The sequence below is a fragment of the Microvenator marinus genome (assembly GCF_007993755.1).
GTDB lineage: Bacteria > Myxococcota_A > Bradymonadia > Bradymonadales > Bradymonadaceae > Allomicrovenator > Allomicrovenator marinus.
The window spans coordinates 5,602,863-5,628,913 of record NZ_CP042467.1; the positions used below are offsets into that span (position 1 = coordinate 5,602,863).

Genomic DNA, 26,051 nt, shown 5'->3' on the forward strand with positions numbered 1-26,051 from the left:
AGCCGTCTAGAATTTGTAGGTGAATGAGACTTGGTCAGGACGTACGCTGAGAGACGCGCTTTCTTGGCTATCGGTCATCTCCCAGATAAGGATGCCTGCTCCTGCAGCTCCAAGCACCGCACCGCCAATGTAGAGCGCGGTGATAGCTGTCCTTCTGGATTCCGCATCTGAGTTGACCTGGTCAACGGCGCCGACCTCAACCGAATCAACGCCAGACGTGGCGTCTAGAACAAGGCCGGCGACCAATGCACCCGCCCCAACACCAACGAGCGTCCAGCCCGTGACGGGGCGCCAATCCGAGGAGTCTTGAGGTACCACGACTTCCTCAACGGTGGCGATTTCGGCCGGAGCGAGCTTTGTTTGCAGTGAGATATCGTCGCTAAAAGCATTGATATTGACGCTGTAGACACTTGGCAAAAAGCCATCCGCGCTAGCCTCAACGCTGTAGCTTCCTTCCGTGAGCTCCGTAGGAGTCGCACACGCCAGAGGTGTTTCGCCGTTGAGGAGGAGCGTGGTGTTCGCGGGATCGCATTCTACCGTCAGGAGCCGTTTCTCGACACAATCTTTGAGGGATTCGAGCCGTTCTGTGGCCGCACTCCGGTCCTTCTTTGGGACATCATCGCGTTTGACGTAGATTGAAAACGTCTCTCGAGCGCGATTGCACCAGCTCATGGCCTCATACGAACGCCCGATATTGTACGAGAGGTCCGGGTGGTCATGAATAACGCGCGCCTCGCTCAGGAGCTCGATGGTTTTTCGGAAGTCGCCTTCTTCAAAGGTCTGAGCTGCCTCGGTAGTCAGAGATTTGTACTTCTCGACATCTGCATCAGAGGGTTGCGCCCACGCTGCAGAACTCATGAAGACGATTGCAAGGCTGAATGGAAGTGCGGTTTTCAAAACTTTCCTACACTGAAAGGGTCGTCTTTCTTCTCTTGACGCTCTTTGTCTTGACGTCTCTGAGTATCCCTATTTGCAGGTTTTTTTGAAGTAGAATCGTTTTGAGCTTTGACGGGGTCTTCGTCAAACGGTGAGAGCACCGCGCGTTTCGCCGTCTTTGGCTCTTCTTTTTTCTCGATTCTCGCTGGTTTTTCTTCAACGACGGTTTCCTCTGCCACAACAGGTGCTGAGTCAGTCGGGACCATCTCCTCATCTTCATCAAACGCCATCTCGGGCTCCGTCGGGGCCGCAAGAGGTGGTGATTCAATCACACTGGGTTCTGGCTCAATCTTGGGTTCGGGCAGTTGTGGTGGGATTTCAGAGGCAGCGAGTCCTGGTTCTTCCGTTGGTTCGGTCTCAGGGGTGCCATTGAAGGCGAAGATGAGGCCTCCAACTAAGACGAGGGCTACAATCCCAATTCCTACGGCCATCTTCTTCGAGGAGCTTTCTTTTGATGGCAAAGAGCTAGTCTGAGCGGCTGGCGTGAAGACTGGGATAGGCTCAGGTTTGGACTGCGTGAAGGTCCCGCTAGACGATTCCGCGCGACGTTCCGCAATCATCTGCTCCGAAATCCGTGGCATGGGCAGGGTAGGGCGCTCTACAACCTCCGCGGTGCCTGTGCGGTCGCGAGGGGTCAAAAGAGTGGGCGGAGCTTCAAAACCACCCGAATGCGACGGGGTTGCCGTAGTCGGAGCCTCGTCAATATTGGAGAAGGCCGAATAAGGGTCTTCAACTTGCGCCACAATCTGCGCCTCGCAAACCAGGTTCTGGTCCACCGAGTCGAAGGCCGCCTCAAGCTCGTCGTACATGGCCATGGCGTGCGGGAATCTTTCGGCCGGATTACGTGAGCACGCGCGGCGCAAAAAAGCGGCGAGCAAGGTACCTTCGATTTCGTCGGGGATGGTGACGTCTTTGGTGAGGTGTTGGGCTACGATCTGGGCCGTGTTCGGACCCTGGCGCACGCGCGAGCCGGTGAGCATTTCCAGAATGATGAGCCCTATTGCGTAAACATCCACACCGTACGTGATCCCCTCACCGCGCAGCCCTTCTGGCGCGAGATAGGGTATCGAGCCCAGGACCTCGCCGGACATCGTAAGTTCCGTCTGCTCGCCCACTGATTTGGCGATGCCGAAGTCCAAGATCTTCGGAAGCTCGCGGCCTCGGCCAACCTTGGTGAGCATGATGTTTGAGGGCTTGAGGTCGCGGTGAATGACGCGATTTTCGTGGGCGGCACAGAGGGCGTCTAGGACCTGTTCGATGATTGTGCGTGTTCGCCCCACCGAAAACGCACCAGTCTTGTTGACCAGCGCCTTCAAATCCTCGCCTTCAATAAACTCCATGACGATGAAGTTCATGCCGTCATGGGTTTGTCCAAAATCGTAAATCTCAACGATGCTCGGGTGTTTGAGACGCATGGCGATATTGACTTCGCGCCTGAATCTCTCAAGGTGGCGGTCGTTGTCCTGGTTTTCAGCCAGCACCATCTTCACAGCAACTTCGCGTCCCACGGCCAGCTGCGTGGCGCGGTAGACCACCCCCATTCCACCCCGAGCCAATACCGCATCGATTCGGTATCGCTCATTTACGGTTTCACCAACTGTGGGTAAGAGCATGTCCAAGCTTCATTGTGCGGAGTCCCTGAGCGTTGCGAGGATACATGAAGTTGATGGTTGTGTACAAGCGGGCACGTCCGCTTCGCCTCTACTCCGCACACCGGGCTTGAATTCGAGCCCTGACGGTTTCATCATCATCATAGATGCGGGCTTCGTCGCAAGCAGCGCCATGCAAAATGATTTTCTGCCCTGATTGCGTATATCCGTTTTGCGGGTCGAGAGGCACGCGACTGCCCAATACTTCGACCCAGAAATCGGTGTAGTTTCCAGCTGGTAAGGTAATCTCGCACTTGAAGTCATACGAGAGCGCGAGTTCTTCTGCGTAGATCCCGTCAAGGGCGGCTCGAAGGTTTGTGACATTAGTCACCAAGTGTGGTTGGTCGTTGGAGAATGTCCCCCCCGTACCGCCTTCGGCCGCAAGACTCTCCGGAAGATTGGGAGATGCAAGCGCGTATTGATACCCAATGATGTGTGAGCGCACGTTTTGCAGCAACATGGTTCTAATCTCTTCAACCTCGTCGATCGTAAACATGCACCCAGTAGCGTCACCTCCATCAAAGATCAGAATGTGATTTCTACGCCCGGAACCAAAACCGTTGGGACCAAGCATTTCGGTTTGAACCGTCTGTAGTGCGCTACGTAGCGTGGCGTTTCCATCAGGCTCAAATCCCGCCCACGTCAAAGCAAGAGCGGTGGGCGAATGAATGCCAATATCTAAATGGTGTGAAAAACCCGGGCACGTTCCAGATTGAAAGGTGCCAAGCCCAAACCTTGTGGTGGAAATTTGGTCACCGAAAGATGAGCTGAAAAAGGCATTGCCAACCTCGTCGATCTTCGTGGCCATCGAGCCCGAGAGGTCCACGAGAACGTAGAACTCGGGAGGAATAAAGTCGTGCTTTAGCTCCTGCGTCAGGCAGAGCTCTCCGACCGGTTCGGGATTGCAGGCATCTCCAATTCCACCACTTTCACTCGCTTGAGATGGATTGTAGACGTCCGGGCAGTTATCAAGTGAATCCGGTACGTTGTCCCCGTCGCGGTCGTTAGGAGTATTCTGGTCCGACGCCATATCGCCTAAGTCGAGATCAGCAAGGTCCGGCAAGTCGACGTCTTGCATGTCTTGGATTGGCGTATCAGGCATGTCTTCAATACCATCGCCGCCCGAATCTAAATCGCCTCCAGATGCGTCGTCGAAATCCAGATCCGATTCACCGGACATATCCGAGTTGTCCGATAATGGTTCCACGAGTGGCACACATTCTTTACCTGAAAAGACGACCCCTCCAGCGTTCAAACACACATTGTTTGCGGGGCAATCACTATCAGTTGTGCAGGTGTCAGATGCACAACCAGTAAATGCCGCAATAGAAAGGCCCATGCCTAAAAGGATGACTTTCGCGTTCACACATAACCTCTGTATGAACCTAAGATATCTCGGGCGCGAGACTTGTACAAGCGGGCTCAGCTTCCGCGATAGGTCGAGAAGCCAAAGGGGTTTAAGAGAAGAGGGACGTGGTAGTGCTCGTCTGAAGCGTCCACAATAAAGTCGATGGAGACGGCAGGATAGAAGGTCTTCTGACCAAGCTTCGCATAATAAGGCGCGACTTCGAAATGAATTCGGTACGTACCGTTCTTAAAGTCTGAATGATCTAGCAGGTCCGTGACGCGACCGTCTTCATTCGTGGTACCGCTGCCAATCTCTTCAAAGCCATTCTCGCCGAATCTCTCAAGTCTAATGCTTACGCCCTGAGCGGGTTTTCCACGAGAGGTATCCAAGATGTGCGTCGTGATTGGGCTTTTCATAGCTCGAGCTTCTCCAGTCTTAAGCGCGTGATTTTCGCCTGCTCTCCTTTGGCGATTTCAAACTCAACCTCAGGGGAATTCGGCAGCCGAGCCTCCAGGATTTGGAGCATCTCTTCGGCCGACTTACCTGTAGCGCAGACGATGAAAATATAGCCGAATTTCGCCTTGTAGGCGAGGTTGCCGTCCCGGAGTGCGTGAAGCGTGTCCTCCGAAGCTTGCGAAACGCTTGACTGTTCTCCTGCGGACCACGTGGCTGTAGACGCGAACTTTTGGCGCAAGAGGTCCACATCCGCCCCGATTTCGGGGTGATGGGTGAAAGCCTCCAAGACGTCCTCGCGTCCGACCTCTGCCCAGAGTGCGTCTGCCGCCTCGTGAATTTCCTGCAGAGTTTCGAAGGGCCTGGATTCCGCCATTTTACTGGCCCAGGCCGACGAACCGCAGCATTTTTGGAAGACCGCAACGGCTTCGTTCCGCTCGAGTGCGTTCAGTTTGGCAATCACTATTCCTCCCGGATTCCGTAGAGTCGCATTCTGGACAACCCGCCGTCCGGGAACGTGTTCACCCGAACATGAGTGATTGGGCCGGCAGACTTGAGTTCATCCCTGAAATGGAAGCGTTTGTGCGATTCCATTTTGGTCCGAGGAATGATCTCGACCCAATCCTCAGAGTTGATCAAATCCGTAATCCTGGCGCCAGGTGCGTCGATTCCCTCGAGCGATGCACTCTCCGGAAAGTTGCCTTTGAAATATTGGGTGTCAAGCACAGCCATTGTGAGTGTTCCTCGTGCGCCGAGCTGCAGAATCATCCAGTCGTGGCCCGGTGTGCGCTTGCGCCGCGTCTCCCAGCCACCACCCATATTAGCGGCAGACCCAGGAAGAATGAGGTTTTCCATGGGGCTGAAGAACATATCGCTGCATGCCAACGCGCGCCCACCATTTCTCAAAGAAACCAAATCGACTTCGTTTGGCTGCACCATCACGATGGTATCTTCTCGGTCCTCCGTGAGCTTCCAATCGGTCACCACGTCGCCCCAAACTCTGAGTCGAGCAACGCCACCATCCGGGAAAATCCGGAGGCGAACGTGCGAGATAGGCTCATCGCTCGGTGCGACAAAGATATTCTGAGAGCCCGGCTTGAGAGGCGATTGCGGCAAAATCTCGTTCCACTCCGCGTTTTGCAAATCTTCGAGACTCGCATCCGGTGCAAAAACCGCGTCCAGAGCCGCGTAGGGTGGGTGGTTTCCGAGGAAATGGTTGGTGTCGATGTCGAGCGCCCGCACTTTTCCTGGCACACCGAGCTTGAGGATGCACCAGTCGTGGTCGGCGCCTCCGCGGCGTCGTCTCGATTCCCAGCCATCCATCCACTTTCCGCGGTCCGTGTATTCGTCGGGCAAAAACACGCCACGGCCGGGCTTCACGAGATTTCCCATTTCGGCGAAAAAATCGTCCGAGCAAGCGAGTGCGCGGCCGCCAAGTTGCTGGGCAAGCAGGTCAACAAGACCCGTAAAAACAGTTTCAGATGTGTTCGACATTCTTTAAATCCTTCAAATCATTTCGCAGGCGCGATCAAACGCACTTTCCCATTCGGAGCGCCCGGAAAACCGTCTTGTAGAGAATAAACTTTTTCGCCGCTCAGATAGGTGGCGAGTACTCGTCCTTTCACTTTCATACCTTCAAAAGGTGTGAAAGGGTGCCGCATGTATAGCGATTCTGATCCGATTGTCCACTCTTGATCGCCATCGAAGACCACGACATCGGCAAGCAAGCCGGGCTGCAAGGCGCCCTTCAAGTTGTCCAAGGACGCAAGCCTAGCCGTGTCGCTCGCCATCCATTTCACGATATCGGTCATCTCGAAGCCGCGTTTTTGCGCCTCGGTCCACATCAATGGCAGGGCGAGCCCCAGGCTCGCGATTCCGCCCCATGCCTGGCCGAAATCCCCGCCTCCCTTTTGTTTGAGCGCAGGCACACAGGGCGAGTGGTCAGTGGTGACCATATCGATGATGCCGTCCCTGAGTCCCTGCCAGAGCGCCTCACGGTTGGCCGCGTCTCGGATAGGCGGACAGCATTTGAATTGCGTTTGGCCGGCGGCAATTTGCTCCGACGAAAAGACCAGGTAGTGCGGGCAAGTTTCTACCGTGATGGGTAACCCTTCGGCTCGCGCTTCAGCGAGCATCTCTAAGCACGAAGCCGCCGCGAGATGGACGATATGGACCGGGCATCGGGTCTCCCGCACAAGTTTGATCAGCAGCGAAATGGCCTCGTATTCCCACTCTTGAGGCCGGGAGTTCAAGAAGTTCTCATAAACGGCTGGGCTTCCGGCGAGCTTGTGGCCGAGGTCCAACTCCGCGTGGGCGAGGAGTTTGAGGCCGTTCTTGGCGATAATCGGCATAGATTCGCGCAGAGTCTTTTCGTCCGATGCGGCAAACTCTGGAAGGCCCGAGTCGATCATGAAGGTCTTAAATCCCGGCACGCCCTGTGCCGAAAGGTCGTCGAGGTTCTTTACTTCTCCGGGGACTACACCGCCCCAAAAGCTAAGGTCTACCATCGCTTGTCCTTGAGCGGCCTTAACTTTCTGCTGAAGTGCCTCAACGGAGGTGGTCACCGGAATCGAGTTCAACGGCATATCCACAAGGGTTGTCACACCGCCAGCAGCGGCAGCTTTGGTGGCGGACGCGATGCCTTCCCACTCGGTGTTTCCGGGCTCGTTGATGTGGACATGTGGGTCTACCAGTCCTGGTATCACCCATGCCTCACCTACGTCTTCGACGCGCTCGAGGCCTTCGAAATGGTAGGGGAAGATGGTTTGAATTCGGCCGCGATCGATGACCAGAATTCCTGGGGCAACGCTATGATTCGCCACTATCCGTGTGCTCTTAATTCCAAACATTGTACGACTCCGTGTACGTGTGGATGCTTAGTCGAAAACTTCTTCGCATTGGTTCTGAGTGCAGCGAACCTTCACCGTCTTATCGCATCCGCGGATGATCGAGACATCATCGACTTTTTGTATTTTCAGATTTGCGGGCGGGCAATCCAGAGCTTTTGTGCCCCAGATTTTTTCGGGCGTATGCAGATTCTTGTAGACGTTCCAGCCGAAGAGACCCAGCGCACCTAGAAAGATGAGGATGGCCACGTTCGGATTCTTCTGAGCCCTCTGACGGGCCGCTTGTTCTCTCGGGCTGAGTTCTGGAAACATATGTGTTTTAGGGGGCCTTAGCGCCTTGATAGACCCATGCGGCCAAGAGGAGGCGCTCGTCTTCGGTGATGGTGGACTTGTTGCCAAACGGCATATTTCTTACGTCCCACACGCGCGTCTTGATGGAGTCAGCGTATTGAACCATGGATTCGGTGTTATCGAATTTGACGCCATTGGGTGCGATGACGAAAATCTCGTCCGTAGGTGAGGCCGAGTGACAGGAGTAGCAATGTTTGGCCACCACCGCTTGGGCCTCGGCGAAGCTCACTGGCGCGTGGTCCTTGAGCGCCGCGCTCGAGTCCGCGTCCATGAAGCCAGGGCTTGTGACCCACGCGATTAGCGCAATAGCCACTGCCCCTGCGGGCATGACCCACATGGTGGCGTTCGATTTATGGCGTACGTTGAAGTGGTGGCGAATCGCGATACTCACGGCCGAAATCGCGGCGAGCACTGCCCAACCGTACGGGTGGCCGTAGGTCATAGGGAAGTGATTCGAAATCATGATGAAGAGCACGGGAAGCGTAAAATAGTTGTTGTGTCTTGACCTTAGGCCACCGTAGATGCCGTCCCACGGGTCCGGCTCTCGCCCCTCTTCAGCTGCCTTCACGAGCTTCTTCTGTCCGGGAATGATGACGAAAAACACGTTGCCCGCCATCATGGTGCCGATCATGGCGCCTACGTGGATATAGGCCGCTCGTGGTGCCAGATACTGGGAGAGTAACCATGCCGAGAAGGTTAAGAAACCGAACATCAAGACCAGCATCAGAGCAGGCTTCTTGAGGAGGGGCGTGCGGCAGATGACGTCGTAGAATATCCACCCGACCACCAGCGAGCCGATGCCGATGGCGATGCTGACGCCGGGACTGATGGCGGCCACGCCGGCGTCCACCATGTAGGCGCCAGCGTTCATGTAGTAGACGATGAAGAGCAAACATACGCCTGTAATCCACGTGGCATAGGCCTCCCACTTGAACCAATGCAAGGTTTCAGGCAACTTCTCCGGAGCGACCTTGTATTTGGTGAGGTAGTAGAACCCACCACCATGAATGGCCCATAGATCGCCAGCAATTCCTTTGGGGAGGCTGTCCTTGTTCCGTTCTAAGTGGTTCTCCAACCACACGAAGTAGAAAGACGCACCGATCCACGCCACACCAACGATGACGTGAATCCAACGCACGACCAAGTTCAACCAGTCGAAGATATGAGACAACATATGCAAAACCTTCCTCAAGTCAGGCCACTTCATTCGCACATTTTGAGCATGTGGGCAAAGGCCTCGCTTCTGGCGATGGTGATTCTTTTGGGATGCGGCGATGAAACGTCGGGAACACCGCCGGAGTGCGTGGGTGAAGATTGCACGCCGGATTTCTGCGGGAACGGCGTGTTGGACGCGATTGAGACCGACGTGGACTGTGGCGGAGAGCTTTGCGACGCCTGTGATATCGGAAAACGATGTATCTCCGCGACCGACTGTGAGTCTGGGCTCTGTCCGGTTGGAAGGTGTCTAGACCCAAACGCGCCTGAGCCTGCATGTACGAGCCCCGATGATTGCTCGAGCGGGATTTGCCTTGGTGGACAATGCCAGCCCTCGCGATGTGATGACGAGCGCCTGAACGGCTCGGAGACGGATGTCGATTGTGGAGGACTGACGTGTGACGGGTGTTCAGTGGGGCTTCGGTGCGAAGCAGACCCCGATTGTGCGAGCGATATCTGCCTCAACGGGTTCTGCAGGAATGACCGTTGTGGTGACGGGCAAATCAATGAGGATGAGGTGTGTGATGATGGCAATCGGCAAGACGGTGACACGTGTTCGGCGGATTGCAGCGAGGTCACGTGTCGGGTAGGTGCGGACTTGTTGACCATCCAAGATGGCCTTAGTGCAGGCTGTCCGGTGATCGTGCTCGGGGCGGGTGAGTTTTCAGAAAACCTCGTCATCGAACAACCCGTAGAATTGGTAGGGCAGGGGGCCGAAGAGACCCGAATCACGGCCTCTGGAATTGGAACCGTGGTGGATGTGCGCGCATCCGGTGTGATTCTGAGCAACTTGAGTGTGAGCGGCGGAGAAGGACCGGAGGGCGCCGGAATCAAGGTGGCTGCGGGTGCCGAGCTCCTCATCCAGGGCGGGGTCGTCGAAAACAACCTCGCGTACGAGCGCGGGGCGGGGATTCTCGTCTTGGGGCAACTTTCTATGGTCGATAGCAAGGTGCGTGGAAATCGCCTCGAGGGAAGTACTGAGGGCGTAGGCGGAGCTGGTGTGTTTGCGGAGGGTGCGACGCTCGACTTCGAAAACGTGGAGGTTCGAGAAAACACGATTGAACTCACGGGAGTTGTTTCGGCCTCCGGTGCCGGGCTCTATCTTGCGCAAGCTCAGTTCGGAGCTGAGGGCCTCAGCCTCGAAGACAATACGATCAACGTGCTCGAAGCGCCGGCAGAGCCGATGAGTTTAGGAGGCGCAGCCTTAGCGGCCGTGGAGTCCCAGATTCTTGTCCCAACCGGATTTGTCGCCTCCGGAAACTCAATTCAAGGCGTGACGGGGGAAGGGGGCGCAGAAGGTATCGTCATCTGGGCTCAAGATAGTTCCTTGGTCATCATCGACGGACTCATTCAAGATACTCAAATGGCGGTGGAAGGGATGGATTTGAGAGGGGTTGCAATCTCAGGAAGCGGTGAGCTCGAGCTCAGCGGAACGACTTTGGAAAACTCCACACTCGCAGACACAGGCGTGGTGGCCGGACACATTTTTTGGAGTGGAAACGCCGATCTCGCGAATGTGTACATGCGGGCTCCATCTGGAACCTGGAGCTCGGCCGAGTCTCTCGGACTCTACATGGTGCTCGTAGAAGGGGATTTTGGTGCACCCGGCCTAAACCTCATCGGGTCGGATATAGCTTCCAATTCAGCGGATGGGAGCGTTTTCAGGCTAGAAGCCGAAAGTGAAGACGCGACGACCTTTGTGCAGCGAAGCTCTATAGCGGGACCTGCGGCCGGCTATGTGTCTGCCGGCGCAGATCTACTTTTGGACTTTGAAAACTCGACCGTGGCCGCCGGGATTGGACTCGTGGGTCCGGGGAGCGCTGTGGTTCGGCTGAGAAACGCCACCGTGGTCGGTGGACTGCAGCTAGACGCTGGTCAAAACGCTCAGGTGGCCAACTCAATTGTCGACGCTGAGCAGGCTTGTGTGGCTGCCGACGGTGCAATTGTCTCGCTCGGATTTAATCTCTTTACGGGAACGGGTTGCCCGAACAACAACGATCTAGCTGTTGCGGACGCCAACCTCTTGCCGCTGGGCTATGTAGATTCTGAAACGGCGACATTTGAGCCGGAGGCGTTTTCATTGGCCGTGAATGCGGGCAACCCAACCGGTTGTGCGGGTATCGATGGAGAGATTCTCACGGTGGATCAGCGTGGTGTGCTGCGCGAGAACCGCTGTGATATTGGCGCTCACGAGAAATGAAGGTCAGGCAAGTTTCTTTCTGAGCTCTATAACCTCAACTGCGTGTCCTTGCGCGGTTTCGTGGTCTCCAATGCCTGTCTCGGCACGCATATGCCACTTCTCAAATGCCAAACGAATCAGAAGTTTATTGCGTTTGGTGACCTTCATATAGTCCGAGAACTTCCCTCCGAGCAGCAGCTTCCATTCTCGCCACACTCTGCGCCTTGCCGGTAGCAGGAACTCCAGATCCTCTTCCTTAACGATAGAGCGGTCTTCTGTACTCAAGTACTCCTTGATGAGTTTGGATTCGTGTCTGAGGGCGAACGCTGCGGTGACAAGCATCGCGATGAAGAAGGGGACATTGACCACGAGTGCTTGGAGAGGAATTCTCAAGAATAGGGCTTCGACGCCACTCTCAACACCTGCCATGAAGATCCGCCCAACGGAGTTCCAGACGAAGTGGACGAACATCGCGAGCGCCATCGAAGCCATCAATATGATGTATCTAAGACCACCCCTTCGCATGACTCTGAAGGCGCCGAGTCCAGCACCGAAAATTGCCGAGTACGCCGCATGGGAGCCTACCCCCGAGACGATTCCACGCATCCAAAAAGTCACTATGATGCTATCGGAGCGAACGTAATAGAGAATGTTTTCGATGGTCGCGAAGCCTAGCCCAGCCAAAGCTCCATAGACCACGCCGTCCAACACATTGTCGAAGTGTTTTGGGAACATCACGTAAATCAAGACTAGCGCGAATCCTTTGGTGATTTCCTCGAAAAGAGGCGCCGAGAGGCTCGCGGTGAGTTGACCTACCATCATAGGGTCTTGAACAAAGGCCGAGAAGACTCCCCTCGAGAACTCGTTTCCTATTATCGAAAGCCCCGTTGACGCGACAGCCCCCCATAAGAATGCCGCGGCCAGCAATGGCCAAGGTTCTTGCTCATTGCGGTCAATCCAGACGTAAAAGAGTGCGTATGGTGCACAAATGAGGAAGGCAAGGAACGTCGCGATAACGAACTTCAGTGGTGCTGAAGTAAACTCGAACCAGAGTGTCGTGGATACTGAGAGCAGCCCAATGACCCCGAAGATAAGCGTCAGACAACCACCACATCCAAGGGCCACCTGGCGCCCGGTTTCCGGCTTCTTCTTTCCCATGGCAATCGCCATTGTGCTGGGTGCTTTTTGCTCCCCCATAAGTCCTCCGAGAGTTGCTAGGTTGTGAGGTGAACTTAGCCGCGTTCGCGCGTTCTGGATAGTGATTTTCGTTTCTATTTCAGAGCTATGGTGGCCAAGGCCTGACCGAGGTTCCTGAGCTCAGGTGTCATCGGGTGGCCGGTCTTCCAAACGAGCCTGAACATATCCACCAGCGGCTCCGTGTCTGAAAATACGCGCTTAAGCTTTCGTGCCTTGAGCTCCGGCTGCACGAAATAAAGCGGCAAGACTCCCACCCCTTTGCCCTCCAAAATCCTGAATTTTGCGGCGCTAATCGTTCCCAGATGTTCGCGTCGGCCAAACGTCCATTCTTCCTGCGGAGGCCGGACCTCTTGAAAATAACGAAAGAGGGGAAGCTCTGGGTGGACATCGATAAGCGTATGCGACTTGGCGTGTTCAGGCTTGGTGAACTCAACGGATTTGAGTAGTTGCGGCCGCGCCACAAACGCGTAGCGCTCAGGATGCAATGCTGCGGTGCTCAGCCCGTGATGGGTTAGGCGTGCGCTTGTGATTGCGGCATCGATGTTCCCGCCCAAGACCTGCGAAATCAGCGATTCCGAGTCACCGAATACGAGGTCGATATGGCGATTCGGCTCTTCAAGGTTCAAAGGCGTCAGCGCCGGGACAAGCCAGCTATTGCCGAGCTCGTAGCGCGTACCGACAGTGAGCGTAAATGGGGCTTGAGCACCTTCTCCGCGTGCCACACGATAGACTTCCTGCGCTTGACTCATCAGCTTTTGCGCAACCGGAAGGAGGCGACGGCCTGCGGCCGAGAGCTCGACCGTGCGAGTGGTTCGGTGAAAGAGGGTTTCGTTGAGTTGGGATTCTAGGCGCGTGATTCGATCGCTAAACGCCGACGGCGAAATCGCAAGTTCGTCCGCAGCCTGCCGGAAATTCAGGTAGTGTGCGGCTCTTTCAAAACAGCGGATCGATTCAAGGTCTAGATGAGGTGTCATTGTTCGTCAATGGTGAATAATAGTGTTCTGATAATACCGATTGTTGGGACTATTGCCATTCTCTATTCTTCATTGGCAATCACAAAGGAGGTTGAAGATGAAGAAAAATGTATTTTGGATAGTGAGTTTGGGGCTCGTTGGGTGTGTGGACCTTGAGAAGGAACCCTCGTCCTGGAGCCAGATTGAGGAGCCTACACCAAATCTTCCGGTCAACGAACCTGTTCAGACGCCAAACGAGACTCCTCCCGCCCCTGTCGAAGTGGCCTCTTGCACAGGGGCCGAGCTCCTCGAAGTTCGACCGGACTCCGTGCTCAAGGTCTTTCCTGATGGGTCAACGCAGACGTTACTCTCGTTCGGCGAGGAGTCCCAGAACTATGTGAACTCTTGGGAGAGCTATGGCGACACTCAGGTGCTTGTCTTGAGCACCTATTCGGGAGAAGAGGCGTTGACGAGGGTGATTCAGGTCACTGGTGGTGGCATTGAGGTTGTTGCTGAGCTCGAGACTTACCCGCGGGGTGTCCATCTCGGAGAAGACGGATTCTCAATCGACAACGGTGACGGAAGTTCGACAGTGATCGAAGCGGGTGTTCGGCGAAGCGTCTCTGCGTATGTTTCCTCGGGGCCAATCGATGGGCACGTCCTTGTCCGGGACCGAGTTGATGAGTGGGATCCTCAGGTGAAGTTCAAATGGTTGAACGTCTCGACTGGTGCTGAGCGACCGGTTCCAGAGCCTAGACCGTATTCATTGAAGCACGTCAAAGGCGGAGTCTTCTTTCAAACGTCGGATGATGGGCTCATCATTTCTCGGCCCAACGAAGACGTGCGACTCGGAAGCCCGACTCAAGGTGAAGGGGATATCTACGGCGCCACAACCTCGCAGAACCGAGAGTGGCTCCACTTTCAACAAGAGGGAGGCGTGTATACCTTGGTGGACGTGAAATCCGAGCAGATCCATCGATTCGCCCTCGAGGATTTCAACGGGAACTGGTCTCGGGAGCTTTTCGTGGCAGACGACGGCGAACTGAGCATCAACGTCACGGCTGATGGCATGTCTCATGCCGAGGTTTCGAGTGATTTTGGGCAGACCTGGGAGCCTGTTGGAGCGCCTATGAATGCCGAGCACGAAGGGTTCATGCATAGCCTCGTGCCCCAGAAAAATGGCGAGAATATGGTGCTGACCAATATCTGGGTCGGCTACGGCTACTACCTGAACGAAATCCAATTCGTGCGAGACGGTGAAGTCTTGGACCAAATCCCAGCGTATGAGTTCTATACCGGCGGAGCGTATGGAATCAGCGATGCCCTGAGCATCTCGGACGACGGAGGATGTGTGGTGTTTTGGCGCTATACTGAGCCAGTCCCATCTCCGTTTTCGCCTGAAGCACGTCACGAATTGGTGATGTTCGACTTCGCCAGTTCAGAGGCGAGCGTCCTGAGGACGGGAACCGTGTTCCAGCAACACTCAGGACGCCTCAAATTCCTGCCACGATGAACTCAGTAGATGCGCACGACGTAGGAGTTGGTGAATTCAGCCGGAGTCTCGGACTCGGGCTCGAGCATTTGATCAGTCGTCGCGTATGCCGCAAATTGGCCGCTTCTTGCCAGTGATGCGGCAAAGTGAGGGCTGTCCGTGTCGAACGCGTCTACAACGCGCTGGGCGAGCCCGTGATTGGACCAACGATAGTCGGCACCGTAGTTGATGGCGTAGGTTTCTTGAGTGGTGTTATCCCAGACGTAGAGCTGCCAGAGACTGGCTACACCTGTTGGGCCGTCGGTTACGACGAGGTTCGTTGCAAGTGACGTGTAGAGCGCCCACCTTCCGTCCGCTGAGATACCAAGGGCGTTACTTTGCGCGTCTGGAAGTCCTTCCGCCGAGGTTGTAATGCGGGTATTCGTGCCGTTGGCTCCGTCCCAAAAGTAGACTTGTCTAGAGTCGAAGGCGTTCGCTGAGCCGTCCAAGGGGCACTGAGTGTGGAAGAGCGCGAGTTCGCCGCTATCGTCCAAGAATGGTGCGCCAGAGCCTGCTGTACGCGTCGTTCCTGGACAAGGATTACCGTCTGTCAGAACGCTTAGACGCTGAACCGTCTTGGTCGTGAGGTCTTTGGCGTAGGAGTGGAAGTTTTCCACCGTGATGTCCGGGTCCACGATGTTTCTTGCAGCTGCCGACCAACCCATGAAATTGCCGTTTGCAGAAATGGTTGGGGTGAACGAGTTACTTCCCCAATAGAATTCATTGTACTCGTCCTCAGCGTTTAGGTCGGCAATGGAGAGATCTTGGTTGGAGCGATTGTAGCGATAGATAGTGAATTCAGCAGTTGCATCCACTGCCGAGAGATACCTACGACGTGTCGTGAAGAGGAGGATGTTTCCATCTCCAGAAAGGGCGACATCTGCACCCATCGAAGGGTTACACTCCGAGCAGAATTCGGTGATTTGCTCGATCGCACCGTCTTCTAAGGTGTAGACGAACATCTCTACGTTATCTGGTGTGGTAGCCTCCATCGTCAGGTTCGTGGCCCCTGAAGCAAAGGCGACCGTCTGGCCGTCCGAGCTGATTTGGATGCTTCCAGCATTACCATCGGCGGGTCCGTTGAGACCGTTGGTCAAGAGTCGGGTTTCGCCGGTTTCAAGATCTTTCCAGAAGGCGTTTCGGACCACGTTTTCGGTGTCGTACGTGTCGGACGTGAGGTTGGTCGCAGTCGAGAGGAAGGCTACGTATCGCCCATTATCACTCACTACCGGTGTATAGACGTGGCCGTTAGGCTCGGAGCCATCTGTTGCAACACCGATTTTCCAAACAGGGGGTGTATCGGTGATTTCAATAGTTACGTCGTCAATAGCAAACCCATCATAGGCAGTATCTGCAGATGAAACCGTGTGTTGGATGACACCCTGATGGTCTGAATCGCGCGCCATATCAATGAGCGCGGTCACAGAAACAGTTTGAGGTGTGTCCCAGTTTTCGGCCGTGAATACTAGTTCTGTGGCATCCAGTGAGATTTCTGCATCGGGGGTCAGAGTGACAGTCACGGTGTCGCACGGAATGTCGCCGAGGCTGACTTCGTAAGTGACTGGATCTCCACCCTCGTTGGCGGTCCCTGAGACTTCACTTATGACGAATGATGGCGCGTCGGTGACACAAACACATGCGGCGTCTTGACATACTTGGCCTTCGCCACAGGCTTCACCTGCGTTGTTGCCGGCGCAATCGGCGCTTGCCCCACAGAACGCTGCATCGGTCTGCGGGTCTATACACGCCCCGTCGCATGCAACCTGTCCTTCATCGCACTGCACTGCACACGCGCCGTCCACACATGACTCGCCCGCCGCGCAAGCATTTCCACAAGTTCCACAATTGTCGGTGGTGGTGGGGTCCACGCATTGGTCCGTACAGAGCAGCTCGCCCGCGTCACATTCCAAATTGTTTTCAGGCTCTTCGATTTCGAAGCCTTGCGGACTGTTGTCGTCGCCGCAAGCTGCGGCGATCGGAAGTGCTGCCAATAAGAGAAATAGTACTCGTTTCATGTCCATACCTGGGAGGAGAGGGAAAAAAGGCCGGCAAGCCGGCACACAATCTCTAAAAAGTGTTTGAGTTCCCGCAGGGTAATGGATTTTTTTGGGTTTGTCTTTGGAAACTTGTGCCCGAGTTATGGGCCGCTTGTACTTTCCGTCAACGCGCGACGAGCACCCTGAACAATGCCGGCTTCGAGCGCCCGGTCAAGGAGGGCTGGGTCGTTCAAATCGGCGCCGGGTGGCGCAATCTCCAGCCAAGCGCTTAGCGTACCCAGATACGTGTCCATTGCCACAGCTTGAACTGCTGGAGATTTTGGAGCCGTGAATCGTTCAACGAGGTGAGACAACCCGTAGAAGCCGTCCTCGCCACCCACCGCAGTAGCCGAGTAGTAGTCGATGGTCGCATCGACCACCATGGCAATGCTCGTGGTAAACGCATGTCCTCCAGTGTCCATGCTCAACCCGTATTCAATCTCACGCCTGATATCCTCCATGTCCGTCCATTCAAATGCCGTGTGCATCTGGCCGAGCGCGAGGTAGGGCTGACCAGGTTGGTCGAATCCCGAGAAGATGTCCTGCCACAAGTAGGGGAAAGGCTCAGGAATGGTGCCGCCCAGAATTCCCGCGAGGCGCTCTTCGAGGGCGAGGTGTGCCGTCAAAGCATCTCGTTCCTGGAAGAGTTGGTGAACCTCTTGAATCTGGTCGCGAATCGGCAGTGCGATTTCGAGCGGCGGACAGCTCGGAAGGCCGCTCAGACCTCCGCAGGGCCTCATTCTAATCTCCGCACGTTCACCGTCGTGTCTCAGGATTGCTGTCACAGGCCTTGGTCCATTCACACTCTCAAAATTCTCGGCAGTGATGGTTACCTTCTCTCCATTGGACGTCTCTCCGTCTACATTCCAGAGCCAATCTGCGGGTTCGATAGTATCCGCATTGCAGGCCTGACGGGAGACAGAGGCAGTGAGTTCAAAGGACTGCGTGAGCTGGGACTCAGGAATCCAGAGGATGTCGCCATCCCTCGTTCCCAAATCTTGAGGGGAGTTGATGCCGATTCGTTTTCCGGTCTCGTCGATCTGAATCTCAACTTCGTCGCGTCGCGAGTTACCATCGGCGTCTCGAACCTCCATGCTCAGAGTGACAGGACCGCTTGGACACGCTCGAAAACTCACGCCTGTGGAACCATTTCCTTCGGTCAAAGGGTTGCTCTCTAGCTGCTCACCGTCGAGCTCCCAAATCACCTCGCCGGGGGTGCTTTGGATCCAGTAGCGACCGGTGGCGAAAGTGGAATATCCCTCTGGTAAGTGCGCGCCGGCGAGCGGTGTTTGAATCTCGGCATCGAGGCGGACCTTCTTGACTTCAAATCCGCCTGAGATTTGTGAGGTTGGATGTACATTGCCCAGCAATACCCAGAACGAAGCCGTTTCGCCTGCCTCGAGCGAAATGAACTCCGATGTCTTTGGTGAACAACCGGGTCCCTGCCTGTAGATGGCGATTTGACCACCTGGGCCGAGCGTAGGTTCGATGGCCCAAGATTCGGCCTCGGTCTGAGCCTTGAACACCAGCTCGAAAGGTTGGGCTGAATTCGCCGCAATATTCTGGGAGTGCGAGATTTCTGCGTCTTCGACTTCGATCGTGTCCACGTGATCCCAGTTTGCGAATCGTTCGCACGCTTGATGCGACGCGTCGAGTGGTTCAAAGCCCTCGTAGAACTGGTTTCTCAGATACTCCCAAACCAAGGTCGGTAGGTTGAAGTCTTCGGCGCTGAGATAGCCAGATAGCCCTTCATAATCGTTTTCGAAGGCAAAATCTTGGTAGACTTCGAGTCCTTTCCCGAGCTTTCTCGCGAGGAAGATCCAGAAGTCTTGTGACTGATAGTCTTCGGGGTCTGCGATGATATTGTCTCTGAAGAGCGGGACTCGCACCGAAAGTGGAGAGCGATGGGGATCCCGCGCCGCGAGCCCGAGGGACGATTCTTGTGAAGCGACAGCTGTTCCCTCGAGGAAGAACGGGTCTACCGCAACGCCGGGGTTCATCATGAATTGGGTTGCGTGAAAGAGTTCGTGAGTGCCCACAAGCCCCATGCGGTGTTCATAGTCGAGCTTAGTGATGTTGGATGTCGTACTGATTGAATAGTCTGAGCGGTTGCTTGACCACGCCTCAAAAACGACGCGATTTCCGATGGCCCGTACCAGACGGCTGATTCCATGAGTAGCTGGGTCCTTGTCTCGTGAGCGCGAAAACTGATCCGCGAGCTTGAACGCAATGGTTTCGGGAGTATCCGTGCTAGCGGCGGTCACTTCGTACGCCTTCCCATTGACCTCAATTCGGAATTTCTCCAGCGACTCAACGGACTGAATCTCGAAGTGCGGCGCGCGTTGGGGGCGCTTCCACACGCATGTCTTGGCTGCACCAGTGAGTACATTGTAGCGACCACGAACCATCTTGCCTTCCTCGTCGTAGTTGCAGAGCTTCGTGGGGCGTAGAAGCGAACGCGTGCGTACGCCCCTGAGGTAGAGTTTGGGTTGGCCTCCGAATGTGGTTCGAAGTAGCGGTGGTGGGTATCCGGCGTCCTGAAACTTTTGGTAGGCGTCAACCATGAGCCAGTTGAAGGCTTCAGCAGTTTCGTAGTCGCAGTCACCGTAGTCTTCGCGTTCGCAATTGATCTCAAAACCACCTTGAAGCTCTTGACGCCGTTCTGCAGCCTCAGACTCCAGCGGTCTTGTAAACCACTCACCTTCACCTAAAACAAACGCCGTCGGGATCTCAAGTAGGCCGAAAATTGTGGTTTCAACGTACCCGTTTGAAACCTCGTAACCTTCCACGATTTCCCAGTGTTCATCAGCCTCTCCGTCGTCGAGCGCCTGGTCGGCGACCCAAACGTCGTGGTCGCGAGACATCCAAAAAGCCACAACGAGGTTTTCCGGGTCTGCCCCGGATGGCAGTGGTATTCGGATTCGGAACGCACCTTCTGTGGTCCATCGGCGTTCTGCGGCTTGAAATTCGTAGTGAGGGCTCACTTCAACGAGTGGTTCGGGCAGTGGAGGGAGCTTCGATTCGGAGTGTCTCAACTCTACCTCGACCGGTTCGTCGAGCGATTCCTTGTCCGCGAGGAGCACGATTCCGTCCGGGCCTTTGAGTTCTGAGCCCGGCGCTAAAGTGTCTCCAGCGATGAAACTCTGAATATTTTCGCACGACGTTCCGAACGCAAGGAAGAGAAGTATTAGCAAACAATAAATTCTTTTGAATTTTCGATAAGTCATTGAAATACCTAGGTCTGGTTCCCTTTTTTCCGCCAAAAATTGTGCAATGAGTTCTACGGGTACAATGAATAACGTTCCGAATCAAGCACTACCGGCAGGATTGATGTAGTCGCATGGGTCAGGGAAGTTGGGTAAAGTAGGTTTGAGGTTGGCCGGAGAGATATGACGAGAACTTTAGTGAAATGGTGTGATGACCGCGTTGTGGACGGCAAAGGGGCAGGGCTTGCGCATATCTGCGTGAGTTTCCTCAGAGCCAACGGGCAAGACGCTCACGTCTACGATAGCCTCGCCCCACATCCTTTTGCGGTTCAGGCCATGCTGGAGGTCGGCGAAGAATTGCGAGACCTCGTGGTCCTGGCAGAATCTACGGAAGACGATCTGATAGTCGACCTCGACGACTTTGATCTCGATAACCCACTTGAGGATTATGAAGATCTTTATAACGAAGAGCGGATTCACCGGTTCAGATCTGCGCGCGAGAGAATTGCGCAATTGGTGAGCAACGGCGAAATCATTTGACTTCCGGGGTGGAAATCGTCAAAAGGAGGCCGAATCAGGGTTCGTCCCCCAAGCGTACCGTCGCCCAAAGCGCCGCCGGAGTTTCGCCATGAACATGCCAATCGCCCCAGAACTCTTCTCTTATCCCAAATACCGGGATGACCTCAAACCCGCTCCATTTCTGCCCATGAGCCGGGCCGAGATGAAGAAGCTCGGTTGGGATTCTTGCGATATCATCATCGTCACTGGCGATGCCTACATCGACCATCCGAGTTTTGGGATGTCTGTGGTGGGGCGAGTGCTTGAAGCGCAGGGTTTTCGCGTGGGGATCATCGCTCAGCCAGATTGGTCGAGTGCTGAGCCGTTTAAGATTCTGGGCAAGCCTAATCTCTACTTCGGAGTGACGGCCGGCAACATGGATTCGATGGTGAACAAATACACCTCGGACCGGCGCAAACGAAGCAACGACGCGTACACGCCCCATGCTGAGCCAGATAAGCGTCCAGACCGCGCAGCGATCGTCTATTCGCAACGTTGTCGCGAGGCGTACAAAGACGTTCCAATCGTGCTCGGCGGTATTGAGGCGAGCCTGAGGCGAATCGCCCAGTTCGACATCTGGAGTGAGAAGATTCGCCGGTCGATTCTGCTCGATGCTCGTGGTGATATCCTGCTCTTTGGCAATGCGGAGAGAGCCCTTGTGGAGGTTTCTCACCTCATCGCTCAAGGCGTTCCGGTCGAAGAAATCAAGCATGTCCGCGGTACGGCCTTTGCCGTTAAAGGGGTCCCCGAGCCGTTCAAGGAACTGGTCTATACAGCCAAAATGACGAGCCCGTGGAAAGAGCCTCGAGAGACCACGGTGATACGGATTCCGAGCTACGAAGAAGTGGTCGAAAACCCCGTTGCCTACGCGCAGGCATCTCGTGCCCTGCACTCGGAATCGAATCCGGGTAACGCGCGCGCGCTCATACAGGCTCATGGCAATCGAAACGTGTGGCTCAATCCTCCACCCATTCCACTCACAATGCGCGAAATGGACGGCATTTACGAGCTGCCCTATGCGCGCGAGCCGCACCCCGTCTACGGCAACGCAAAAATCCCCGCGTGGGATATGATTAAGAACTCCATCATCATCGAGCGCGGCTGTTTCGGTGGTTGTACCTTCTGTTCGATTACCGAGCACGAAGGGCGCATAATCCAGCGTCGCTCCAAGGAATCTATTATTCGGGAGATCGAGGCGGTGTCACAGGCGCCGGGCTTCACAGGAGTGATTTCAGACCTCGGTGGCCCTACGGCAAATATGTACGGCTTGCAGTGCAAGAGCCGCGAAATCGAGGCTGCGTGCAGAAAACCTTCGTGTGTGTTTCCGGACGTCTGTCCGAATCTTCAGACCGACCATTCTGAGCTCATTGACCTCTATCGAAAGGCCAGGAACGTAGACGGTGTGAAGAAGGTGCTCGTGGCTTCTGGAATTCGATACGACCTGGCCGTCAAAGACCCGCGCTATATCCGCGAATTGGCCGAACATCATGTGGGTGGCTATCTCAAGATCGCGCCTGAGCATGTGGCGGACGGCCCGTTGAGCAAGATGATGAAGCCCGGGATCGGCACCTATGATAAATTTGCCGAGCTCTTTGCGCAGGCATCGGAAGCGGCAGGCAAGGAACAATATTTGATCCCGTATTTCATCGCCGCGCACCCCGGTACCGAGGACTCGGACATGCTCGAGTTGGCGCTCTGGCTCAAGCGCCAGAATATGAGGGTCGACCAAGTTCAGACATTCTTGCCAACACCGATGTCCACCGCGACCGCCATGTACTACAGCGGCAAGAATCCTCTTCGCAAAGTGACCGAAGAGTCCGAAGAGGTAAACACGCCGAAGGGACTGAGGCAGCGCCGCCTTCACAAGGCGTTCTTGCGCTACCACGACCCGGAAAATTGGGCGGCTCTGCGCGATGCGCTGACCGAGATGGGACGCCAAGACCTCATCGGCCGCGGTCCTCGCCATTTGGTGCCGCCCGATGATCGTCGCGCACGCGAAGAGCTCGACAAAGTGCGCGCCCAGAAAGAATCTCGGACCAAAAAGAAGAAGTCTTCTGCTACAAAGCCCGCCAAAGGGTCGCAGAACAAGAATAGTCGGTCCAAAAGGAAGTAGACATGAAAACCAAGGTGGAGGGACTCATTCAACGGTGTGATCGTCCCGACTTTACGCCGGGCAAACGCCATTTCCCTGAACTCTTGGAGCTGGCTGTTTCGGACGATGAAAGCATCCGAAAGAAGGCTATCTCAGCTTGGCTGCGCGCCGGCGCGCCGGGCCTCGATTGGCTTGTGCGCGAGCTCGAAGGTCAGGAATTCTCGAGCACCTTCCGTGCACGCATCGCCCGCGTGATTCAACGCTTCGCAGCGGACGATGTGGGCAGCTCGCGCGTCCAGATGCAGGAGCTCTTAAAGGACCCCGACGAACAAGTTCAACGCGTCGTGATTCAGGCCATGGGGCAGTGGAAAGATGCCGAAGAGGTCCAGCTTGAAGCGCTCCTTCTAGACCATTGGAACTCAGTCAAAGAGCTAGCCACTGAGCGCGGAATCATCAAGACCTTGGGAAGAGTGGGCGGCGAGAAGTCTCTCGCCCTGATTCAAGACTACGTGGACCGTTTGGAAGAGATCGACGAAGCTACTCAGAAAACAATCGACAAGACCCGGCTTGAGATTGAGAGGCGGCTTAGCCGGTCCGAGGCCAACGGATTGGATCTCAACGTGCCGGTGCAAGCTAGGCTCCGCATATTCTCGAAGCCGGGGCTCGAATTCCTGGTTCAAGACGAGTTGAAAGAACACTCGCTCGTTTCAAACACTCCCGGCGAATTGGAGTGTGATTGGGACGCACCGCTCATTCAACTTTATAACTCACGCGTGATGCTCGGGTTTGCGATTGTGACATCGAGCGAATCAACGCGAGGTGGACTCGGACAGGCGCTCGCGAGGCTCTTGCAAAAGAAGTCGGTTCTCGGCGTTCTGAAGAGAGTGACGCGCGGCCCTATTCGCTATCGAATCGAATGGATGGATCACGGAAAACTTCGAGCGGAGACGCTCGAGGCCGCAAAACTCTTGTCTGAGGGCTCGCCGGAGCTCGTCAACGACCCTTCTGAGCGCGATTGGGACATTGAGGTGTATCAAGTCAAGAAGTCCATCTACGCGCTTTTGAAGCCTCGTGTGGAGGATACTCGGTTCTTGTGGCGTCAAGAGGATGTTCCGGCTGCGTCCCATCCTACGGTGGCTGCAGCCTTGGTGCGTCTAGCCCAGGTCTTCGATAGGGCCAAGGTTTGGGATCCATTTATGGGCTCAGCTCAAGAGCTTATCGAGGCTGGGAAAGTAGCAAACGAAGTCATTCTGGTGGGGTCGGATACCGATGCCGCTGCAATTGAAGCGGCGCGAAAGAACCTGGATGCGGCGGGCGTCAAGGCCAAGATCCATCAGACGATGGCTCAGAGACTCGATATCACGGGTCAAGACTTCATCATCACAAATCCGCCACTCGGTTGGCGAATCCATGGGCCACATTCCGTGGGCAAATCACTTGAATCTTTGTTCAAAGAAGTCATCCCCAATCTTTCTCGAGCACTAAAGCCGGGCGGAAAGCTCGTCTGGATGAGCCCAAATCCTAAACTCACGGACCCCATCGCCAAGGCGCAGGGCCTTGAGCTCAGGATGAAGAAGCCCGTGGATTTAGGTGGGATGAACGCGACTCTTCAGGTCTGGGTCAAGCGTTGAGAGCTTCGAGGGCGGCTTCGAGCTCGTCCACAAGCGTGTTGAGCTGATCAACAACCGCACGCACCGTGCCGGCATCGTTGAGGTCCACGCCTGCCTTCTTCAGCTGCTCCATCGGATGGTTGTTTCCTCCACTGCTCAAAAGCTCCAGATACCTCGCCCGAGTTGCTTCGCGCTCGGTTGGGTCCTCGTTGAGTAGGCCCTTGATGATTTGTGCTGAAGACGCAAAACACGTGGCGTACTGATAGACGTAGAACGGCGAGTTGAAGAAGTGCGGGATGCGCGCCCAGGTCAATTTGTAGAGCGGGTCTTGGTCCACAGCGTCGCCGTAAAACGAGTTCTGAACTTCGTCGTAGAGATTTGAGAGCACCTCAGCGGTGATCGGTGCGCCCGACTCCACAAGGCGATGGGCCTTGAGTTCGTAATCCGCAAAAAGCGCCTGCGAGTAAAACGTTCCAACGATTTCGGAAATGGCGTGCTGCAGCAAAATCGCTCGGTCGAGCGGCTCATGCCGTCTGGCCTTGAGATAGTCCAGCAAGAGGGCTTCGTTGGTTGTGGACGCAACTTCGGCCACAAAGATGGTGTAGCTCGAGGTCGCAAAAGGCTGATGCTCGTGAGAGTAGACCGTGTGCAACGTGTGTCCCAGCTCGTGGACAAGGGTGAACACGTCGTTGAGCGTGTCTGTGTAGTTCAAAAGCATATAGGGGTGGACGCCGTAAACCCCCGCGGAATAAGCGCCTGAGCGCTTCCCGTCGTTTTCATAGACATCAATCCAACCGCCTTCGAGAGATTCGGCGAGCTTCTCCTGGTACTCGGAGCCAAGCGGAGCCATCGCCTCGACGATCATCTCGGAGACGTTGTCGTACGGGTATTCCTCGTCCTTCTCTACCAGGGGCACGAAGCTGTCATAGAGGTAGTACTTGTCTAGCTTCAGGAACTTCTTTCGGAGTTTGTGGTACCGGCGAAGTGGCTCTGCGCCTTCGCGTGCGGTTTCAATCAATGTCTCCAACACGGACACAGGCACATTGTCCGAGTCGAGTGCAGCCTCGGCCGTACCGGAATAGTTGCGGGATTGAGCGCTCATCCAGTCGCGCTGACAAATCGCATTGTAGATAGACGCAAAGGTGTTCTTCTTATCGTCGAAAATCGTGTACATCGCCTCGAACGCTTTGCGGCGGTCGTCCTGATTTCGATTGGTCTCCAACAGGTTCCGATAGGTACCGGGGGAGACGGTCGTCTCCTCACCGTTGGCCAGCGTGATGGTGTTGTACTTTACATCAGCGGTTGAGAGGGCTCGGTACACGTCTCCAGGCGTGCTTCGAAACCTAGAACCGAAGGAGAGAAGTTGCTCACCGGCTTCATCGAGGACGTGCTCTTGCGCGCGAAATGTCTCGGCAATCGGGAACTCATAGACCTTAAGCTCCGGTGTGCTAGCGACCCATCCCATGACCTTTTCACTGCCCAGGCTCAAGAGTTCAGGCGTGAACCAAGCTGTTCGGGTACCGTACTCGGCAAAGAGATTTTGGACCTGCTGAAGTCGGCTCTGGATCGCATTATTGCGCTGGTCCACGTCGAATTGTAGCTGCGGAAAACGATAGAGCTTGTAGGCAGTCATACCGATTCGGTCGCTCAACTGGTGAGTCTTTACCAAAACCTCTGGGCCTTCGTTGAGCTTGCCTTTGTAGGCTACAAACTCGTCCATGAGCCCACGCACAGACTGCAAGTCCTTCTCCCACGCTGACCAGTCCTCATAGATGTCTTCGACTCGCCATTTGAAACGATCGTCGATCTCGTCTCGGATACGTGTGGTGGGGCGAGAAGCGGATTCTTTGTGTTCGAAAAATTGCATGGTTCTACCGTATGTTTTCATAAG

General features: G+C 55.3%; 19 protein-coding genes. 5 read left to right on the forward strand and 14 right to left on the reverse strand.

Annotation, left to right across the window (positions count from 1 at the left end; genetic code table 11):
• Window positions 1-6 precede the first annotated feature (6 nt).
• The 9 genes from FRD01_RS23045 to FRD01_RS23085 all read right to left on the reverse strand — a co-directional run bounded on the left by FRD01_RS23045 (window position 7) and on the right by FRD01_RS23085 (window position 8,757).
• Complete coding sequence (locus tag FRD01_RS23045; protein ID WP_146963408.1) at window positions 7-897, reverse strand: hypothetical protein; 891 nt, start codon at window positions 895-897, stop codon at window positions 7-9.
• Window positions 894-2,549, reverse strand: a complete 1,656-nt coding sequence (locus FRD01_RS23050; protein WP_146963410.1) for a serine/threonine protein kinase — start codon at window positions 2,547-2,549, stop codon at window positions 894-896. The genes FRD01_RS23045 and FRD01_RS23050 overlap by 4 nt, the downstream gene beginning before the upstream one ends.
• An 88-nt stretch (window positions 2,550-2,637) precedes the next feature.
• A complete protein-coding gene (locus FRD01_RS23055) occupies window positions 2,638-3,951 on the reverse strand; it encodes a hypothetical protein (protein ID WP_146963412.1) in 1,314 nt (437 codons plus the stop codon).
• Window positions 3,952-4,007: 56 nt separating this feature from the next.
• The gene (uraH, locus tag FRD01_RS23060) at window positions 4,008-4,349 is read right to left on the reverse strand and encodes a hydroxyisourate hydrolase (RefSeq protein ID WP_146963414.1); all 342 of its coding nucleotides are present in this window, start codon (window positions 4,347-4,349) and stop codon (window positions 4,008-4,010) included.
• Window positions 4,346-4,849, reverse strand: a complete 504-nt coding sequence (uraD, locus tag FRD01_RS23065; RefSeq protein ID WP_249755848.1) for a 2-oxo-4-hydroxy-4-carboxy-5-ureidoimidazoline decarboxylase — start codon at window positions 4,847-4,849, stop codon at window positions 4,346-4,348. Before uraD ends, uraH begins: the two co-directional genes overlap by 4 nt.
• Window positions 4,849-5,880 carry an allantoicase gene (gene alc / locus FRD01_RS23070; RefSeq protein ID WP_146963418.1) on the reverse strand — a complete coding sequence of 344 codons (1,032 nt, stop codon included), beginning with the start codon at window positions 5,878-5,880 and terminating at the stop codon, window positions 4,849-4,851. The genes uraD and alc overlap by 1 nt, the downstream gene beginning before the upstream one ends.
• 17 nt (window positions 5,881-5,897) lie before the next feature.
• Window positions 5,898-7,235, reverse strand: coding sequence for an allantoinase AllB (gene allB / locus FRD01_RS23075; RefSeq protein WP_146963420.1), 1,338 nt, complete (start codon window positions 7,233-7,235; stop codon window positions 5,898-5,900).
• A 27-nt stretch (window positions 7,236-7,262) separates the two neighbouring features.
• A complete protein-coding gene (locus tag FRD01_RS23080; protein ID WP_146963421.1) occupies window positions 7,263-7,544 on the reverse strand; it encodes a hypothetical protein in 282 nt (93 codons plus the stop codon).
• A 7-nt stretch (window positions 7,545-7,551) separates the two neighbouring features.
• Window positions 7,552-8,757 carry a urate hydroxylase PuuD gene (locus tag FRD01_RS23085; RefSeq protein WP_146963423.1) on the reverse strand — a complete coding sequence of 402 codons (1,206 nt, stop codon included), beginning with the start codon at window positions 8,755-8,757 and terminating at the stop codon, window positions 7,552-7,554.
• Here FRD01_RS23085 and FRD01_RS23090 point away from each other — a divergent pair, their 5' ends adjacent.
• The gene (locus tag FRD01_RS23090) at window positions 8,758-10,998 is read left to right on the forward strand and encodes a choice-of-anchor Q domain-containing protein (RefSeq protein ID WP_249755849.1); all 2,241 of its coding nucleotides are present in this window, start codon (window positions 8,758-8,760) and stop codon (window positions 10,996-10,998) included.
• 3 nt (window positions 10,999-11,001) lie between these two features.
• On the opposite strand, the gene FRD01_RS23095 is transcribed toward FRD01_RS23090, so the two are convergent.
• Together FRD01_RS23095 and FRD01_RS23100 are read right to left on the reverse strand one after the other, a co-directional pair.
• Window positions 11,002-12,174, reverse strand: coding sequence for a PrsW family intramembrane metalloprotease (locus tag FRD01_RS23095; protein ID WP_146963427.1), 1,173 nt, complete (start codon window positions 12,172-12,174; stop codon window positions 11,002-11,004).
• A 74-nt stretch (window positions 12,175-12,248) separates the two neighbouring features.
• The gene (locus tag FRD01_RS23100; protein ID WP_146963428.1) at window positions 12,249-13,148 is read right to left on the reverse strand and encodes a LysR family transcriptional regulator; all 900 of its coding nucleotides are present in this window, start codon (window positions 13,146-13,148) and stop codon (window positions 12,249-12,251) included.
• 97 nt (window positions 13,149-13,245) lie between these two features.
• Between FRD01_RS23100 and FRD01_RS23105 the strand changes: the two genes are divergently transcribed.
• Entirely contained in the window at window positions 13,246-14,640 is a 1,395-nt protein-coding gene (locus FRD01_RS23105) for a hypothetical protein (RefSeq protein WP_146963430.1), read from the forward strand.
• Window positions 14,641-14,642: 2 nt separating this feature from the next.
• On the opposite strand, the gene FRD01_RS23110 is transcribed toward FRD01_RS23105, so the two are convergent.
• Window positions 14,643-16,673 (reverse strand): hypothetical protein, encoded by a 2,031-nt coding sequence (locus FRD01_RS23110; protein ID WP_146963432.1) that lies wholly within the window; start codon window positions 16,671-16,673, stop codon window positions 14,643-14,645.
• Window positions 16,674-16,795: 122 nt separating this feature from the next.
• Window positions 16,796-19,888: a hypothetical protein gene (locus FRD01_RS23115; protein ID WP_146963434.1), complete on the reverse strand. Its 3,093-nt coding sequence runs from the start codon at window positions 19,886-19,888 to the stop codon at window positions 16,796-16,798.
• 195 nt (window positions 19,889-20,083) lie between these two features.
• Between FRD01_RS23115 and FRD01_RS23120 the strand changes: the two genes are divergently transcribed.
• From FRD01_RS23120 to FRD01_RS23130, 3 genes are all read left to right on the forward strand, one after another.
• Entirely contained in the window at window positions 20,084-20,440 is a 357-nt protein-coding gene (locus FRD01_RS23120) for a hypothetical protein (protein ID WP_146963436.1), read from the forward strand.
• Window positions 20,441-20,534: 94 nt separating this feature from the next.
• Window positions 20,535-22,571 carry a YgiQ family radical SAM protein gene (locus FRD01_RS23125; protein ID WP_347341871.1) on the forward strand — a complete coding sequence of 679 codons (2,037 nt, stop codon included), beginning with the start codon at window positions 20,535-20,537 and terminating at the stop codon, window positions 22,569-22,571.
• Window positions 22,572-22,573: 2 nt separating this feature from the next.
• The gene (locus FRD01_RS23130; protein ID WP_146963440.1) at window positions 22,574-24,181 is read left to right on the forward strand and encodes a HEAT repeat domain-containing protein; all 1,608 of its coding nucleotides are present in this window, start codon (window positions 22,574-22,576) and stop codon (window positions 24,179-24,181) included.
• Here FRD01_RS23130 and pepF read toward each other — a convergent pair.
• The gene (pepF, locus tag FRD01_RS23135; RefSeq protein ID WP_146963442.1) at window positions 24,171-26,027 is read right to left on the reverse strand and encodes an oligoendopeptidase F; all 1,857 of its coding nucleotides are present in this window, start codon (window positions 26,025-26,027) and stop codon (window positions 24,171-24,173) included. The two genes, FRD01_RS23130 and pepF, sit on opposite strands and share 11 nt — an antisense overlap.
• Window positions 26,028-26,051: the final 24 nt, after the last annotated feature.

What these genes read in the sequence shown, in the direction of transcription:
- FRD01_RS23050 (WP_146963410.1), bottom strand. Translation starts at nt 2,549, where the DNA reads ATGCTCTTACCCACAGTTGGTGAAACCGTAAATGAGCGATACCGAATC.
- uraH (WP_146963414.1), bottom strand. Translation starts at nt 4,349, where the DNA reads ATGAAAAGCCCAATCACGACGCACATCTTGGATACCTCTCGTGGAAAA.
- alc (WP_146963418.1), bottom strand. Translation starts at nt 5,880, where the DNA reads ATGTCGAACACATCTGAAACTGTTTTTACGGGTCTTGTTGACCTGCTT.
- allB (WP_146963420.1), bottom strand. Translation starts at nt 7,235, where the DNA reads ATGTTTGGAATTAAGAGCACACGGATAGTGGCGAATCATAGCGTTGCC.
- FRD01_RS23080 (WP_146963421.1), bottom strand. Translation starts at nt 7,544, where the DNA reads ATGTTTCCAGAACTCAGCCCGAGAGAACAAGCGGCCCGTCAGAGGGCT.
- FRD01_RS23085 (WP_146963423.1), bottom strand. Translation starts at nt 8,757, where the DNA reads ATGTTGTCTCATATCTTCGACTGGTTGAACTTGGTCGTGCGTTGGATT.
- FRD01_RS23090 (WP_249755849.1), top strand. Translation starts at nt 8,758, where the DNA reads ATGCAAAACCTTCCTCAAGTCAGGCCACTTCATTCGCACATTTTGAGC.
- FRD01_RS23095 (WP_146963427.1), bottom strand. Translation starts at nt 12,174, where the DNA reads ATGGGGGAGCAAAAAGCACCCAGCACAATGGCGATTGCCATGGGAAAG.
- FRD01_RS23100 (WP_146963428.1), bottom strand. Translation starts at nt 13,148, where the DNA reads ATGACACCTCATCTAGACCTTGAATCGATCCGCTGTTTTGAAAGAGCC.
- FRD01_RS23105 (WP_146963430.1), top strand. Translation starts at nt 13,246, where the DNA reads ATGAAGAAAAATGTATTTTGGATAGTGAGTTTGGGGCTCGTTGGGTGT.
- FRD01_RS23110 (WP_146963432.1), bottom strand. Translation starts at nt 16,673, where the DNA reads ATGAAACGAGTACTATTTCTCTTATTGGCAGCACTTCCGATCGCCGCA.
- FRD01_RS23120 (WP_146963436.1), top strand. Translation starts at nt 20,084, where the DNA reads ATGACGAGAACTTTAGTGAAATGGTGTGATGACCGCGTTGTGGACGGC.
- FRD01_RS23125 (WP_347341871.1), top strand. Translation starts at nt 20,535, where the DNA reads ATGCCAATCGCCCCAGAACTCTTCTCTTATCCCAAATACCGGGATGAC.
- FRD01_RS23130 (WP_146963440.1), top strand. Translation starts at nt 22,574, where the DNA reads ATGAAAACCAAGGTGGAGGGACTCATTCAACGGTGTGATCGTCCCGAC.
- pepF (WP_146963442.1), bottom strand. Translation starts at nt 26,027, where the DNA reads ATGCAATTTTTCGAACACAAAGAATCCGCTTCTCGCCCCACCACACGT.